Genomic DNA, 14,740 nt, shown 5'->3' with positions numbered 1-14,740 from the left:
GGCGCTGGGGAAAGTCTGGCAGTCTACCGCCTGAGTCGCGCATCGAGAAAGCATTGGCCCAGAAACGCCAAAGGCCGGGATTTCCCGGCCTTTGCTTGCGACTGCGCCTTACTTGCTGCGCTTCATCGAATCGAAGAACTCGTTGTTGGTCTTGGTCTGACGCAACTTGTCGAGGAGGAATTCGATCCCGGCGATCTCGTCCATCGGATGCAGGATCTTGCGCAGGATCCACATGCGCGACAGCTCTTCCTCGTCGGTGAGCAGCTCTTCGCGGCGGGTGCCGGACTTGTTGATGTTGATGGCCGGGAAGACGCGCTTCTCGGCGATCCGACGCTCCAGGGGCAGTTCCATGTTGCCGGTGCCCTTGAATTCCTCGTAGATCACCTCGTCCATCTTCGAGCCGGTTTCCACCAGCGCGGTGGCGATGATGGTCAGGCTGCCGCCTTCTTCGATGTTACGGGCGGCGCCGAAGAAGCGCTTGGGCTTCTCCAGGGCATGGGCGTCGACACCACCGGTGAGCACCTTGCCGGAGCTGGGGATCACGGTGTTGAAGGCCCGCGCCAGACGGGTGATGGAATCCAGCAGGATGACCACGTCCTTCTTGTGCTCGACCAGGCGCTTGGCCTTCTCGATCACCATGTCGGCGACCTGCACGTGGCGGGTCGGCGGCTCGTCGAAGGTGGAGGCCACCACTTCACCGCGCACGGTGCGCTGCATCTCGGTCACTTCCTCGGGACGCTCGTCGATGAGCAGCACGATGAGGTAGCACTCGGGATTGTTGCGGGTGATGTTGGCCGCGATGTTCTGCAGCATGATGGTCTTGCCGGCCTTGGGCGGCGCGACGATCAGACCGCGCTGACCCTTGCCGATGGGGGCGCAGAGGTCGATGACCCGACCGGTGAGGTCTTCGGTGGAGCCGTTGCCGGCTTCCATGGTCAGGCGCTTGTTGGGGAACAGGGGCGTGAGGTTCTCGAACAGCACCTTGTTCTTGGCGTTTTCCGGCCGGTCGAAGTTGATGGTGTCGACCTTGAGCAACGCGAAGTAGCGCTCGCCCTCTTTCGGCGGACGAATCTTGCCGATGATGGTATCGCCGGTGCGCAGGTTGAAGCGGCGGATCTGGCTGGGGGAGACATAGATGTCGTCGGGACCGGCCAGGTAGGAGGAGTCGGCGCTACGCAGGAAGCCGAAGCCGTCCTGCAGGATCTCCAGCACGCCATCTCCGGAAATCTCGTCGCCACCTTTCGCATGCTTCTTGAGCAGCGCGAAGATGATGTCCTGCTTGCGGGACCGGGCCATGTTTTCCAAGCCCGCGGCATCCGCCATTTCCAACAGTTCCGTGATGGGCTTTTGCTTGAGTTCGGTCAGATTCATAGACGTATGTTGACGTGAGAAGAGGCGAAGGAGGGAATCGAGCTGAGCGGTCGGATGCGAGATTAGCTTCGCGGGATGCGTTCTGAAGAGGAGAACTGACGGCTGCAGCAGATGAGAAGACGACCCGCTGATGGGGGCGTGGGCTGGAATCTAGCACCTGCATGGGTGCTCGTCCAGCCGTCCAGGCATAAAAAAGCCCCGCATGGCGGGGCTTTCGACTGGATTCCTCAGACGTTGGCGTCGAGGAAGGCGGCCAGTTGCGACTTGGACAGGGCGCCGACCTTGGTGGCCTCGACCGCGCCGTTCTTGAACAGCATCAGGGTCGGGATGCCACGCACGCCGTACTTGGGCGGGGTGTCCTGATTTTCATCGATGTTCAGTTTGCAGACCTTGAGCTTGCCCTGGTAATCCTTGGCGATCTCGTCCAGGACCGGGGCGATCATCTTGCACGGACCGCACCATTCGGCCCAATAGTCGACCAGCACGGGGCTGTCGGACTTCAGCACGTCCTGCTCGAAGCTGGCGTCGCTGACGTTGGTGATGTATTCGCTCATTGACTCTCTCCGAATTCGGGTGCGACTTGAAGTATGGCCATGATAGCCCTGCTGCCGTCACTTCGAAAGCATTCGAACATTGATGGTGACTATGACGGGCATTGATGGCAGAGGCAGCTCACGATCTGGCGAGCCGGCGATAGGGTCTTTTAGCACCGTTTGACCACCGCGCAGCCGATCATGGACAGCTGGTTAGACAGCGGGCACCGGGAAAGGGGTTCCACTGCGTAGCGCCGCATTACGGATATGTTCGCGCATGGCCTTTTGCGCCGCTGCCGGAGAGCGGCGACTCAGGGCCCTGAGAATGCGCCGATGTTCCTGCCAGGTTTCCAGTGCCCGCTCGGGCCGGACGAAGGGCAGCTTCTGACTTTCGTGAAAGCGCTCGGGGCTGGTGGTGATCACTGCCAGCATGGCCGGATTGTCCGCGGCTAGCAGCAGCTGGCGATGGAAATCGAAGTCCAGCGCGGCCGCTTCTTCCAGCTCATTGGCCCGCAGCGCCCGGTGCAGGGCGGCGAGATTGACCTCCAGGCGATCCAGGTCGGCGGGGCCCAGGGTGACGGCGGCCAGACCGGCCGCGAAGCCTTCGAGGGCAAAGCGCAGCTGGAAGACATGGGCGGCGGCGACCTCGCCAGCGAAGGGCCAGTGTCCGTCCGCCGTGCTCGCCGTCTCCTGGACATAGACCCCACGTCCAGGCTGCACGCTGACCAGGCCCAGGGCACTGAGGGTGGACAGCGCCTCGCGCAGGGAGGCGCGACTCACTCCCAGCCGCTCGGCCAGCTCACGCTGCGCCGGGAGCGCCGCGCCGGGGGCATAGCCTTCGGTCTCGATCAGCCGGCGAATGGCGTCGACGGCATATTGGGGTACGGCGCGGGTGGCAGCGAAGGGCATGGGGTGGTCAGGCCAGTCAGTCCGGAAGTTCGCCTTTTATGCCGATTTTCCCGCCAGTTCAAGCCTGGCCCCATGGCGGAGCACAGGGCGGTAAGCGCGCACCAAAGCGGCCCACGCCAAAAGCAGAGGTCTGCTTAGCCGCCGTTCAACTGTTCAGACCAGTAAGACCAATCCTCAGGTCTGACGGCCCTCGCGCTCGTCTGGCCAGCGACTGGCACATGAAATGCAGTAGGCACAGCCACCCATCCTGCTTCCGGAGTCTCGTCATGCTCAAGCGCTGGACCGCCCTCTCCCTGTTCGCCTTGGGCCTGACCGCCCTGCACACCCCCGTCCAGGCCGACCAGCTGGCCGATATCCAGCAGCGCGGCACGGTGCGCATCGCCGTGCCCCAGGACTTTCCGCCCTTCGGCACCGTGGGCCCCGACCTCAAGCCCCGCGGCCTGGACATCGACACCGCCCAGTTGGTCGCCGACAAGCTGGGCGTCAAGCTGGCGCTGACCCCGGTCACCAGCACCAACCGCATCCCCTTCCTGACCACCGGCAAGGTGGACATGGTCATCTCCAGCCTGGGCAAGAATCCCGAGCGCGAACAGGTCATCGACTTCACCAAGCCCTATGCGCCTTTCTTTCTCGGCGTCTTCGGCGCCAAGGGCAGCGGCCTGAGCACGCCCGAAGAGCTAGCCGGCAAGACCATCGCCGTGACCCGCGGCGGCATCGAGGACATGGAGCTGAGCAAGGTGGCGCCCAAGGAGGCGGTGATCAAGAGATTCGAGGATAACAACGCCACCATCGCTGCCTATCTCGCCGGCCAGACCGAATTCATCGCCAGCGGCAGCTCGGTGATGGCTTCCATCGCCGAGAAGAAGCCCGAGCGCGCGCCGGAAATGAAGCTCACCCTGAAGAATTCGCCCAACTACATCGGCCTGGCCAAGCACGAACCGGCACTCAAGGCCAAGCTGGACAGCATCATCGACGCCGCTCGCGCCGACGGCAGCCTGGATCGCCAGGCCGAGAAATGGCTGGGCCAGCCGCTGCCCAAGGACATGTAAGGCATGGCCTATCAGTTCGACTTCCAGCCGGTCCTGCAGCAGGGTGACCTGCTGCTCAAGGGCGCCCTCTTCACCCTGGAGCTGACCGCCATCGGCGCGGTGCTGGGCATCGCCCTGGGCATCCTGGGCGCGGTCTGTCGCGCCTGGCAGCTCAAGCCCTTCGACCGGGTGTTCGGCGTCTATGTCGAGCTGATCCGCAACACGCCCTTTCTGATCCAGCTGTTCTTCATCTTTTTCGGCCTGCCCTCGCTGGGGGTGCACATCAGCGAATGGCAGGCAGCGGTGCTGGCCATGGTGATCAATCTGGGCGCCTACTCCACGGAGATCATCCGTGCCGGCATCCAGGCGGTACCCAAGGGCCAGCTGGAAGCCGCCGCGGCCCTGGCCATGACCCGCGCCGAGACCTTTCGCCACGTGATCCTCAGGCCCGCCCTGGCCAAGGTCTGGCCGGCGCTGTCGAGCCAGGTGGTGATCGTGATGCTGGGTTCGGCGGTCTGCTCGCAGATCTCCACCGAGGAGCTGACCTTTGCCGCCAACTTCATCCAGTCGCGCAACTTCCGCGCCTTCGAAACCTATCTGCTGACCACCCTGCTCTATCTGGTCATGGCCATCGGCGTACGCCAGCTGCTGCACTGGATCGGTCGGCGCTTCATCCAGGGAGGCCGCTGATGGACTTCACCCTCTGGGACATCGTCCGCAACCTGGGCACCGGGCTGTACTGGACCTTTGTCCTCTCGCTGGCGGCCTTTGCCGGCGGCGGTCTGGCCGGCCTGCTGGTGCTCTGGGCACGACTGTCGCCGCTGCGGACGCCACGCACGCTGGCGCGCCTGCACATCGAGCTGTTCCAGGGCACGCCACTATTGATGCAGCTGTTCCTGGTGTTCTTCGGCGTCTCGCTGCTGGGGCTGGAGATTCCCGCCTGGCTGGCCGCCGGCGTGGCCCTGACCCTGTTCACCAGCGCCTACCTCGCCGAGATCTGGCGCGGCTGCGTCGAGGCCATTCCCCATGGCCAGTGGGAAGCCTCGGAAAGCCTGGCCCTGACCCGCTTCGAGCAGTTGCGCCACGTCATCCTGCCGCAGGCCCTGCGCATCGCCGTGGCGCCCACCGTGGGCTTCTCGGTACAGGTGGTCAAGGGCACCGCGGTGACATCCATCATCGGCTTCACCGAGCTGACCAAGATCGGCGGCATGCTCGCCAATGCCACCTACCAGCCCTTCACCGTCTACGGCCTCGCCGCCCTGGGCTACTTCCTCCTCTGCTACCCCCTGTCGCTGGCCGCGCGCTGGCTGGAAAGGAGACTGCATGCCGCTGCTTAAAGTGACCGCCCTGCACAAACACTATGGCAATCACCATGTGCTCAAGGGCATCGACCTGACCGTCGAGGAAGGCCAGGTGGTGGCCATCATCGGCAAGAGCGGCTCGGGCAAGAGCACCCTGCTGCGCACCCTGAACGGTCTGGAGTCGATCAACGACGGCGTCATCGAGGTGGATGGCGAGTACCTGGACGCCGCGCGGGTCAATCTGCGTTCCCTGCGGCAAAAGGTCGGCATGGTCTTCCAGCAATTCAACCTCTTCCCGCACCTCACGGTGGGCGAGAACGTGATGCTGGCGCCCCAGGTGGTCAAGAAGACGAGCAAGGACGAGGCCCGTGCCCTGGCCCGACAGATGCTCGACCGAGTCGGCCTGGCGGAAAAATTCGACAGCTATCCGGATCGGCTGTCCGGCGGCCAGCAGCAGCGGGTGGCCATCGCCCGCGCCCTGGCCATGTCGCCCAAGGTGCTGCTGTGCGACGAGATCACCTCGGCGCTGGACCCTGAGCTGGTCAATGAGGTGCTGGCGGTGGTCAAGCAACTGGCCAGCGAAGGCATGACCTTGATCATGGTCACCCACGAGATGAGATTCGCCCGCGAGGTGGGCGACAAGCTGGTGTTCATGCATCAGGGCAAGGTGCATGAAAGCGGCCATCCCCAGGCGCTGTTCGCCCAGCCGCAGACCCCGGAACTGGCACAGTTCATTGGTCAAGTGGCCTCCTGAGACGAAAAACCCCATTTTTTCTGCCACTTTGCGCAACCGTCACCGCTGTGCGCTTGAAGCCGTCACCGGCTAGCTGGCACGATGGCGCGGTTTATCGCCGAGAGCCTCCAGATGCAGCCTTCGCCAGCCGAACCCCACGAACTGATCGCCGCCATCGATTTGGGCTCGAACAGCTTTCATATCGTCCGGGCACGCAATTTCCACGGGGAGATCCGCATCCTTGAGCGGCTGGGCGAAAAGATCCAGCTGGCCGCTGGCCTGGACGATTCGCGCCTGCTCAGCGAAGAGGCCATCCAGCGTGGCCTGGACTGCCTGCGCCGCTTCGCCCAGCTGATCGCCGGCATGCCGCGCGGCGCCGTGCGGGTGGTGGGCACCAACGCCCTGCGCGAGGCGCGCAATCGCGCCGAGTTCATCCAGCGCGCCGAAGCCGTGCTCGGCCATGCGGTCGAGGTCATCTCCGGTCGCGAAGAGGCGCGTCTCATCTACCTGGGCGTGTCCCACTCCATGCCCGATGTGCCCGGACGTCGCCTGGTCACCGATATCGGCGGCGGCAGCACCGAATTCATCATCGGTCAGCGCTTCGAAACCCTGCAGCGCGAGAGTCTGCAGATGGGCTGCGTCAGCTTCACCAAGCGCTTCTTCGCCGACGGCAAGATCACAGCCGCCCAGTACGCCCGTGCCTATACCGCCGCGCGCCTGGAATTGATGAATATCGACCAGGGCCTGCGCGAGATGGGCTGGCATCAGGCTCTTGGCGCTTCCGGCACCATCCGCGCCGTGGCCCTGGCGATCCAGGCCGCCGGTCGCGGCACTGGCGAGATCACCCCGGACGGCATCGAGTGGCTCAAGCGCAAGCTGCTCAAGCAGGGCGACATCAACCTGCTCAACATCGACGGCGTGAAGCCGGATCGACGCGCCATCCTGCCCGGCGGCCTGGCCATCCTCGAAGCCCTGTTCAAGGCCCTGGAACTGCAGGAGATGCACCTCTCCGAAGGCGCCCTGCGCGAAGGGGTCCTTTACGACATGATCGGCCGGCACAGCCACGAGGACGTGCGCGAACGCACCCTCAAGGGCCTGGCCGAGCGCTACCACGTCGATCAGCGCCACGCTGAGCGGGTGGAAAAGCGCGCCCTGAAGTCCCTGGCACAGGTCGCCGAGGCCTGGGCCCTGACCGACGAGAACCATGCCGAACTGCTGCGCTGGGCGGCGCGCCTGCATGGCGTGGGGCTGGACATCGCCCACTACCAGTACCACAAGCACGGTGCCTACCTGATCGAGCACTCGGACCTGCCCGGCTTCTCCCGCCGCGATCAACAGGCCCTGGCCCTGCTGGTACGCGGCCATCGCCGCAATATCCCCTTGGAGCGCCTGCAGGAACTCGGCCCGGAAGGCGAGCCGCTGCTGCGCCTGACCCTGCTGCTGCGCTTCGCCATCCTCTTCCACCACATCCGCCACAAGAGCATCCCGGACGTCCAGCTCAGCGCCGGCGAGCGCAGCCTGGACGTGCAGTTCCCCGACGGCTGGCTGGAGGAAAATCCCCTGACCCAGGCCGACTTCGAACTGGAAGCCCAGTGGCTGGAGCGGGTGGGATACAGGTTGAGCGTACGCTGAGGTGATTTTTCGGAGGTTAGGTTGAGCGGAGCGAAGCCCAACGTTGCGGGGCTTCAGTAGTGCGTCTTGGCTGTATATCGAGTGCTTTGATGGTTCTTGTTTCGCCCACCCGGGCGACTCACTTTTTTCAGTCGCGGCTGCGCGCCCCGGACAAAAGTAAGCAAAAACGCTTGCCCCGGTCATTCGGCCCTCCGCTGCGCTACGGGTGACTCGCGTTGCTCGCCCTTCGGGCCAGCCTACGGCTGTTACTCCGCCACGCTACGTTTCGCTCACGCCAGCGCCGTTCCGGGGTCGGCCTACACGGGCCGTCCATGGCCCGTTAGGCCTCTCGCCGCATCCCTGCGGCTCGACCCGCTCCACGACACAGGCGTTCGCCCTCCTGAAGGGGGCGATTCGCCAGCCTGAAAGTGTTGGTTGAAGAGCCCGTAACCCGTAGCGTGGACAACGGCGCAGCCTTGCCCACTGTTTACGATCAAGCTCATCAGTGGAAAACGCTGCGCGGTTTTCCACGCTACACCTGTGAACACCTAAGCCTCAGGCTTGCGCCCCGTCCCCGTCAGTGAGGCCGAGTGTAGGTGCCGCGTAGGAGGATGCGAGGCAGGACGCCGAGCAAGGCGCGAGGGGCAGGAGGCCCCTTCGTGCCGTGCCCCTGGAGCGGCACCGGAGCGAGGAGACCCGGAGCGCAGCGGAGGGCCGAAACGTGGGGTGTGCTTTCTTTTGCTTACTTTTCTTTGCACAAGCAAAGAAAAGTAAGTCGCCGGCCAGGCGAAACAAGAGCCATCAGCAAAACACGATAATAAACTAGGGCACCCATACACCCAAAGTGCACAGTTGAAGCCCCGCAACGTTGGGCTTCGCTGGTGCTCAGCCCAACCTACGGAACGGCCAGGGCCCATGGTGGCATGGGCCCGAAACTCCCTCAGCGGGTATTCACCACCGGACTGGCCAGCCGCTCCAGCAGCGTCGCCTGCACGCTACGGGCATTCTGGTTGCCGGTCGGCGATTGCCGGATGTAGCTGCCGTCTTCCTGCAGCACCCAGGCCTGGGTGTTGTCGGTGAGGTAGCCTTCCAGCTCCTTCTTGACCCGGCTGATGAGTTTCTTGCCTTCCACCGGGAAGCAGGTCTCGACGCGCATGTCGAGGTTGCGCTCCATCCAGTCGGCGCTGGAGAGATAGAGCTTCTCGTCGCCGCCGTTGAGGAAGTAGTAGATGCGGCTGTGCTCCAGGAAGCGGCCGATGATGGAGCGCACCTGGATGTTGTGGGACACGCCCGGTACGCCCGGACGCAGGCAGCACATGCCGCGCACCACCAGGTCGATCTTCACCCCGGCCTGGCTGGCCTTGTAGAGGGCGCGGATGACCTTGGGATCGGTGAGGCCGTTGACCTTGGCCATGATCTGCGCCGGGCGCCCCTCGCTGGCCGCCACCGCTTCGCGGTTGATCATCTCCAGCAGGTTCTTCTTCAGGGTGAAGGGCGCGTGCAGCAGCTTCTTCATGCGCAGGGTCTTGCCCATGCCGATCAGCTGGTTGAACAGCTTGTGCACGTCCTCGGTGAGGGCCACGTCGGCGGTCAGCAGGCTGTAGTCGGTGTACAGCTTGGCGTTGCCGGCGTGGTAGTTGCCGGTGCCCAGGTGGGCATAGCGGCGCAGCTCGCCGTTCTCACGGCGCAGGATCAGCATCATCTTGGCGTGGGTCTTGAAGCCCACCACGCCATAGATGACCACGGCGCCGGCCTGCTGCAGGCGGCTGGCCAGCTGCAGGTTGGATTCCTCGTCGAAACGCGCGCGCAATTCGATGACCGCGGTCACCTCCTTGCCGCTACGCGCCGCGTCCACCAGGGCATCGACGATCTCGGAGTTGGCGCCGCTGCGGTAGAGCGTCTGCTTGATCGCCAGGACGTTGGGGTCCTTGGCCGCCTGGCGCATCAGGTCGATCACCGGGGTAAAGGACTCGAAAGGGTGCAGCAGCAGCACATCGAGCTTGCCCAGCACGTTGAAGAGGTTGTCCTTCTTCTGCAGCAGCTTGGGAATGGTCGGGGTGAAGGGGGCGTTCTGCAGCTCCGGGTGGCTGTCCAGGCCGGTGATGGAGAACAGCCGGGTCAGGTTGACCGGGCCGTTGACCTTGTACAGCTCGTTTTCGCCCAGGCCGAATTGCTTGAGCAGGTAGTCGGTGAGGTGTTTCGGGCAGATGTCCACCACCTCGAGCCGTACCGCATCGCCATAGCGCCGAGAGAACAGCTCGCCGCGCAGGGCGCGGGCCAGGTCTTCGACATCCTCGGTGTCCACCGAGAGATCGGCGTTACGGGTAAGACGGAACTGGAAGCAGCCCTTGACCTTCATGCCGGGGAACAGATCGTCGGCATGGGCGTGGATCATCGAAGACAGGAAGACGTAGTTGTCCCCGGGACCGGCGACTTCCTCCGGCACCCGGATGATCCGCGGCAGCAGGCGCGGCGCCGGGATGATGGCCAGGCCCGAGTCGCGGCCGAAGGCGTCCATGCCCTCCAGCTCGACGATGAAGTTGAGGCTCTTGTTCACCAGCAGCGGGAAGGGGTGGGTCGGATCCAGGCCGATGGGGGTGATGATGGGCGCGATCTCGTCGCGGAAGAACTTGCGCACCCAGGCCTTGATCTTGACGTCCCAGTAGCGCCGGCGGATGAAGCGGATCTGCTGCTTGGCCAGGGCCGGCAGCAGCACATCGTTGAGGATGGCGTACTGCCGCTCCACCTGGCCGTGGACGATGTCGCTGATGCGCGCCAGCGCCTGGTGCGGCAGCAGGCCGTCGGCGCCGGCCTGCTCACGGGCGAAGGTGATCTGCTTCTTCAGGCCCGCCACGCGGATCTCGAAGAACTCGTCCAGGTTGCTGGAAAAGATCAGCAGGTACTTGAGCCGTTCGAGCAGCGGATAGGATTCGTCGAGGGCCTGCTCCAGCACCCGGATGTTGAACTGCAGCTGCGACAACTCGCGATGGATGTAGAGGCTGCTGTCATCCACATTGGCCGCCGGCACGCTAGGCACGGCCGGCAATTCGGCGGGGGCCGGCACCTCGGCGTCCAGCGCCAGCGTCTCTTCCGTGGATTCTGGAGACTCGGCGGCGACGGACTGTTGCAGATCGGTTTCGACGAAATCCTGGCTACTCATTGAAGCTCCTTAGGAACGCGAAGGCCCCTGGCAAAGTTGTTGGGCGGCGCGCTTGGCGAAATAGGTGAGGATGCCGTTGGCCCCGGCACGCTTGAAGGCCAAGAGCGACTCGAGGATGACGGCGTCGGACAGCCAGCCGTTCTGGATCGCGGCCATGTGCATGGCGTACTCGCCGCTCACCTGGTACACGAAGGTCGGCACGCGGAATTCCTCGCGGACCCGGCGGACGATGTCCAGATAGGGCATGCCCGGCTTGACCATCACCGAGTCGGCACCCTCGGCCAGATCGCCGGCGATCTCGTGCAGCGCCTCGTCACTGTTGCCCGGATCCATCTGGTAGGTGGCCTTGTTGCCCTTACCCAGATTGGCGGCCGAGCCAACGGCGTCGCGGAACGGCCCATAGTAGGCACTGGCGTACTTGGCCGAGTAGGCCATGATCTGCACGTTGTGATAACCGGCGTCTTCCAGGGCGGCACGGATGGCGCCGATGCGACCGTCCATCATGTCTGAGGGCGCGATCACCTGGGCCCCGGCGGCGGCGTGGGACAACGCCTGCTTGACCAGCACCTCGACGGAGATGTCGTTGAGCACGTAGCCGCGCTCGTCGAGGATGCCGTCCTGGCCGTGGGTAGTGAAGGGATCCAGGGCCACGTCGGTGATCACCCCCAGCTCGGGGAAGTGTTCGCGCAAGGCACGGGTGGCGCGCTGGGCGATGCCGTCGGGGTTGTAGGCTTCGGCACCGTCCAGGGACTTGCGCTCGGTAGGGGTGACCGGGAACAGGGCGACCGCGGGGATTCCAAGGGCCACCAGCTCGGCGGCCTCTTCCAGCAGCAGGTCGATGGACAGCCGCTCGACGCCAGGCATCGAGGGGATCGCCTCGCGGCGGCCTTCACCGTCGAGCACGAAGACCGGCAGGATCAGGTCATCCACCGTCAGCACATGCTCGCGCATCAACCGACGGGAAAATTCGTCACGGCGCTGACGACGCATGCGAGTGGCAGGATAGCTACGGTTGATGGGGGTAAAACTCACGATCGACTCCCGGACCCGGATCACGGGTCAGTGTGAGGGGTTATAGGCCACAATCATGACCGATTGGTAACAACGGATGACAATATGGTGTGCCTATAGGTGCTATCCAAGGCAGACGCCGGCTGGACCCGGCGTGACACAGAGTCGCATGGAAATCGCGGACTGACCGTCTGGCACCCGGCGGACGGAAGTTCGTCACACTTTCTTTCCAGACGCCAACCGGGGTAGGCTGCGCCATCCTTATCCACCTCGTGTAGCGCCGAATGCTCCAGCAATTCCTCCACGATTTCGGCTATTTCGCCCTTTTTCTCGGTACTTTTTTCGAGGGCGAAACCATTCTGGTGCTGGCCGGCTTTCTTGCCTTTCGCGACTACATGAACATCCAGACGGTCATCCTGGTCGCCTTCTGCGGCAGCTACGCCGGCGATCAGCTCTGGTATTTCCTCGGCCGCCGCCACGGGCGCAAACTGCTGGCGCGCAAACCCAAATGGGAAGCAGCTGGCGAGAAGGCCCTGGCGCATATCCGGCGCCACCCGGATCTCTGGGTGCTCAGCTTTCGCTTCGTCTATGGCCTGCGCACGGTGATGCCGGTGGCGATCGGCCTGTCGGGTTATCCCCCGGCGCGCTACCTGATCCTCAATGGCATCGGCGCCATTGTCTGGGCCACGGTGCTAGGCTATGCCGCCTACCACTTCGGTGCCGTCCTCGAAGGCGTGCTGGGCAATCTCAAGCGCTATGAACTGATGGTGCTGGGCGGTCTGGTAGTCATCGGGCTGCTGCTCTGGCTGTGGCGACGCAGCCGTACGCCCAAGACCTGATTGCCAGCCAGCTCTTTACTCGGTACGTCTATCGAAACCGGATTAAAGGCTCGGTCAGCGCTGCCGATGCCCTGAGCATCAACCTCTTTCAACGCCCCGTGCGGCAAGCTGGCGATCGAGCATGCTGAACTTCTCCACCTTGCTTCCCCCCGGCCATCAGGTCCTGGCTGCCAACACGTACGAAGGCGTACTGGTGGTGCTGTCCTACCTTATCGCCAGTGCGGCGGGCTATACCGCCCTGGCCATGGCCGACTGGGTCACCAATAGCCGCTCCCGTCGCGGCAGCGAGCTGGCCAAGCTGATCGGCGCCATCGCCCTGGGCGGCGGCATCTGGTCGATGCACTTCCTCGCGATGCTGTCGTTCAAGATCGGCATCCATGTGCACTACGCGCCGTGGCAGACCCTGGCCTCATTGCTGATCGCCATCGCCGTGTCCTACACGGTCATGCATCTGATCGGGCGTGAATCCCTCACCGCACCTCAATACCTGCTCGCCGCCCTGGCTGCCGGCCTGGGCATCGCGACCATGCACTACACAGGCATGCTGGCCATGCAATCGGTCGCCGTGCAGCTCTATGATCCGCTGCTGGTGGTGGTCTCGGTGATGATCGCCAGCCTCGCCTCCCTGGGCGCCCTGCTGCTGGCCTTCCGCCTGCGTGGCAGGACCGGTATCAGGACCTTCTGGCTGCGCCTGCTGGGCAGCCTGGTCCTGGGCTTCGCCATCGTCTCCATGCACTTCACCGGCATGGCCGCCCTCACCCTGGCCGTACCCATCGGCTTCGAACCCGACGGCCTGGCGGAAGTGAATCAGCACCTGGAGCTGGGCATGGGCATCGCCCTCGGCACCCTGTTCATCATCATGGTGGGCCTACTCGCGGCCTGGGCCGGCGAACGCTTCCATGCCCAGCGCCTGCGGCTGGAGCGGGTCTCGACCACCCTCGACCAGATCACCCTGCACGATCCCCTCACCCACCTGCTCAACGGCGGCAGCTTCATCCAGACCGTCGACCGGGCCATCGGCCAGGCCCGCACCGGTGAGCAGTTCGCCCTGCTGATGCTGGACATCGACCACTTCAAGCGTATCAACGACAGTCTCGGCCATGCCCTGGGCGATGAACTGCTGATCCAGATGGCGCAGCGGATCCGCGCGGTCCTCGACAACGATCTGCCACTGGCCCGCTATGCCGGTGACGAATTCAGCCTGCTGCTGCCCCTCGGCCAGCGCGGCGACAGCCAGCCCTTGGCCATGCGCCTGCTGGAGCAGTTGCGACCGCCCTTCGAGCTGGCCGGACAGCGTATCGCCATGACCTTCAGCCTGGGTATCGCCCACTATCCCCAGGACGGTGCCAATGCCGGCCAGTTGCTGCGCAGTGCGGGCCTTGCGGTCGGCCATTGCAAGCGCAGCGGGCGCAATCGCAGCCAGAGATTCACCACCGAACTCCAGCGCGATGCCGACGACCTGCTCAGCCTGGAGATGGACCTGCGCCATGCCCTGAGCCAGGGCGGCCTGCATGTGGCCTATCAGCCCATCGTCGATCCCGCCGGTGCTCCGGTGGCCCTGGAGGCCCTGGTCCGCTGGCAGCATCCGGTGCTGGGTCCGCTGAGTCCCGAACGCTTCGTCCGCGTCGCCGAGGAGACCGGCTTGATCGCCGACCTGGATGGCTGGGTGATGCGCCAGGCCTGCGCCGATTTGGCCCAGCTGCATCGCGAAGGCCATGCGGCCCTACGGGTATCGGTAAATTGCTCGGCGCTGAATCTGAGCGATCGGCTGCTGCCTCAAGCCATCGCCCGGACGCTGCAGGCCGAGGATCTGCCGGCGTCGGCACTGATTCTCGAGGTGACCGAGAATGCGCTGATGCACAGCCTCAACGTCGCCGTTGAGGTACTCAACGAAATCCGTACCCTGGGCGTGCGGGTGTCCATCGACGATTTCGGCAGCGGCTATTCGTCCCTGGCCTACCTGAGCCGGCTGCCCGTGGACTCGCTCAAGGTGGATCGCGCCTTCGTCCGCACCATTCCCAAGCAGAGCAACGACATGGCCATCGCCGCGGCGATCATCGCCATGGCCCACAAGCTGGGCCTCAATGTCGTCGCCGAAGGGGTGGAAACCGTCGAGCAACGCCAGTTCCTGCAGGCCAATGACTGCAACTTCATGCAGGGCTACCTGTTCGGACGACCCATGCCGTTGCCGCACTTGCGCACCTGGCTGCAGCAATCCGCCATCGCGTCCGTGCCGGCCTAGCC

Annotated in this window: 12 protein-coding genes; 7 read left to right on the top strand and 5 right to left on the bottom strand. The window is 64.3% G+C overall.

All coding sequences use genetic code 11. The annotated features are described in order from the left end of the window. Nucleotides 1–108 precede the first annotated feature (108 nt). The 3 genes from rho to NRG74_RS18820 all read right to left on the bottom strand — a co-directional run bounded on the left by rho (nt 109) and on the right by NRG74_RS18820 (nt 2,813). Nucleotides 109–1,371: a transcription termination factor Rho gene (rho, locus tag NRG74_RS18830; protein WP_017639418.1), complete on the bottom strand. Its 1,263-nt coding sequence runs from the start codon at nt 1,369–1,371 to the stop codon at nt 109–111. A 227-nt stretch (nt 1,372–1,598) separates the two neighbouring features. Further along, nucleotides 1,599–1,925, bottom strand: coding sequence for a thioredoxin TrxA (trxA, locus tag NRG74_RS18825; protein WP_017639417.1), 327 nt, complete (start codon nt 1,923–1,925; stop codon nt 1,599–1,601). 192 nt (nt 1,926–2,117) lie between these two features. Further along, complete coding sequence (locus NRG74_RS18820) at nt 2,118–2,813, bottom strand: FadR/GntR family transcriptional regulator (protein WP_017639416.1); 696 nt, start codon at nt 2,811–2,813, stop codon at nt 2,118–2,120. 266 nt (nt 2,814–3,079) lie between these two features. Between NRG74_RS18820 and NRG74_RS18815 the strand changes: the two genes are divergently transcribed. The 5 genes from NRG74_RS18815 to ppx all read left to right on the top strand — a co-directional run bounded on the left by NRG74_RS18815 (nt 3,080) and on the right by ppx (nt 7,507). Further along, nucleotides 3,080–3,862 carry a transporter substrate-binding domain-containing protein gene (locus NRG74_RS18815; RefSeq protein WP_257705037.1) on the top strand — a complete coding sequence of 261 codons (783 nt, stop codon included), beginning with the start codon at nt 3,080–3,082 and terminating at the stop codon, nt 3,860–3,862. Between the two features lie 3 nt (nt 3,863–3,865). After that, nucleotides 3,866–4,531, top strand: coding sequence for an amino acid ABC transporter permease (locus NRG74_RS18810; protein WP_160922037.1), 666 nt, complete (start codon nt 3,866–3,868; stop codon nt 4,529–4,531). Continuing rightward, a complete protein-coding gene (locus tag NRG74_RS18805; protein WP_173148739.1) occupies nt 4,528–5,178 on the top strand; it encodes an amino acid ABC transporter permease in 651 nt (216 codons plus the stop codon). The genes NRG74_RS18810 and NRG74_RS18805 overlap by 4 nt, the downstream gene beginning before the upstream one ends. After that, the gene (locus tag NRG74_RS18800) at nt 5,165–5,896 is read left to right on the top strand and encodes an amino acid ABC transporter ATP-binding protein (RefSeq protein ID WP_257705036.1); all 732 of its coding nucleotides are present in this window, start codon (nt 5,165–5,167) and stop codon (nt 5,894–5,896) included. The genes NRG74_RS18805 and NRG74_RS18800 overlap by 14 nt, the downstream gene beginning before the upstream one ends. Nucleotides 5,897–6,007: 111 nt before the next feature. Beyond that, nucleotides 6,008–7,507, top strand: coding sequence for an exopolyphosphatase (ppx, locus tag NRG74_RS18795; protein WP_026083659.1), 1,500 nt, complete (start codon nt 6,008–6,010; stop codon nt 7,505–7,507). A gap of 919 nt (nt 7,508–8,426) precedes the next feature. Here ppx and ppk1 read toward each other — a convergent pair. Both ppk1 and hemB read right to left on the bottom strand, forming a co-directional pair. Further along, entirely contained in the window at nt 8,427–10,646 is a 2,220-nt protein-coding gene (ppk1, locus tag NRG74_RS18790; RefSeq protein ID WP_257705035.1) for a polyphosphate kinase 1, read from the bottom strand. A gap of 9 nt (nt 10,647–10,655) precedes the next feature. After that, complete coding sequence (gene hemB, locus NRG74_RS18785) at nt 10,656–11,678, bottom strand: porphobilinogen synthase (RefSeq protein WP_017639409.1); 1,023 nt, start codon at nt 11,676–11,678, stop codon at nt 10,656–10,658. Between the two features lie 263 nt (nt 11,679–11,941). Between hemB and NRG74_RS18780 the strand changes: the two genes are divergently transcribed. Further along, nucleotides 11,942–12,496: a DedA family protein gene (locus NRG74_RS18780; protein WP_017639408.1), complete on the top strand. Its 555-nt coding sequence runs from the start codon at nt 11,942–11,944 to the stop codon at nt 12,494–12,496. A 121-nt stretch (nt 12,497–12,617) separates the two neighbouring features. Then, on the top strand, nt 12,618–14,738 hold the full coding sequence (locus NRG74_RS18775) for a putative bifunctional diguanylate cyclase/phosphodiesterase (RefSeq protein WP_257705034.1): 2,121 nt from the start codon (nt 12,618–12,620) through the stop codon (nt 14,736–14,738). Nucleotides 14,739–14,740: the final 2 nt, after the last annotated feature.

The sequence above is a fragment of the Pseudomonas oryzihabitans genome (assembly GCF_024652905.1).
Lineage (GTDB): Bacteria > Pseudomonadota > Gammaproteobacteria > Pseudomonadales > Pseudomonadaceae > Chryseomonas > Chryseomonas benzopyrenica.
Note: the sequence above shows the minus strand (reverse complement) of the source record. Positions and strands in the feature narration are given on the sequence as shown.

Excerpts from the sequence above, each read along its gene's own strand:
- NRG74_RS18810 (WP_160922037.1), top strand. The coding sequence starts at position 3,866 with ATGGCCTATCAGTTCGACTTCCAGCCGGTCCTGCAGCAGGGTGACCTG.
- NRG74_RS18780 (WP_017639408.1), top strand. The coding sequence starts at position 11,942 with ATGCTCCAGCAATTCCTCCACGATTTCGGCTATTTCGCCCTTTTTCTC.
- NRG74_RS18800 (WP_257705036.1), top strand. The coding sequence starts at position 5,165 with ATGCCGCTGCTTAAAGTGACCGCCCTGCACAAACACTATGGCAATCAC.
- NRG74_RS18820 (WP_017639416.1), bottom strand. The coding sequence starts at position 2,813 with ATGCCCTTCGCTGCCACCCGCGCCGTACCCCAATATGCCGTCGACGCC.
- NRG74_RS18775 (WP_257705034.1), top strand. The coding sequence starts at position 12,618 with ATGCTGAACTTCTCCACCTTGCTTCCCCCCGGCCATCAGGTCCTGGCT.
- rho (WP_017639418.1), bottom strand. The coding sequence starts at position 1,371 with ATGAATCTGACCGAACTCAAGCAAAAGCCCATCACGGAACTGTTGGAA.
- trxA (WP_017639417.1), bottom strand. The coding sequence starts at position 1,925 with ATGAGCGAATACATCACCAACGTCAGCGACGCCAGCTTCGAGCAGGAC.
- ppk1 (WP_257705035.1), bottom strand. The coding sequence starts at position 10,646 with ATGAGTAGCCAGGATTTCGTCGAAACCGATCTGCAACAGTCCGTCGCC.
- ppx (WP_026083659.1), top strand. The coding sequence starts at position 6,008 with ATGCAGCCTTCGCCAGCCGAACCCCACGAACTGATCGCCGCCATCGAT.
- NRG74_RS18815 (WP_257705037.1), top strand. The coding sequence starts at position 3,080 with ATGCTCAAGCGCTGGACCGCCCTCTCCCTGTTCGCCTTGGGCCTGACC.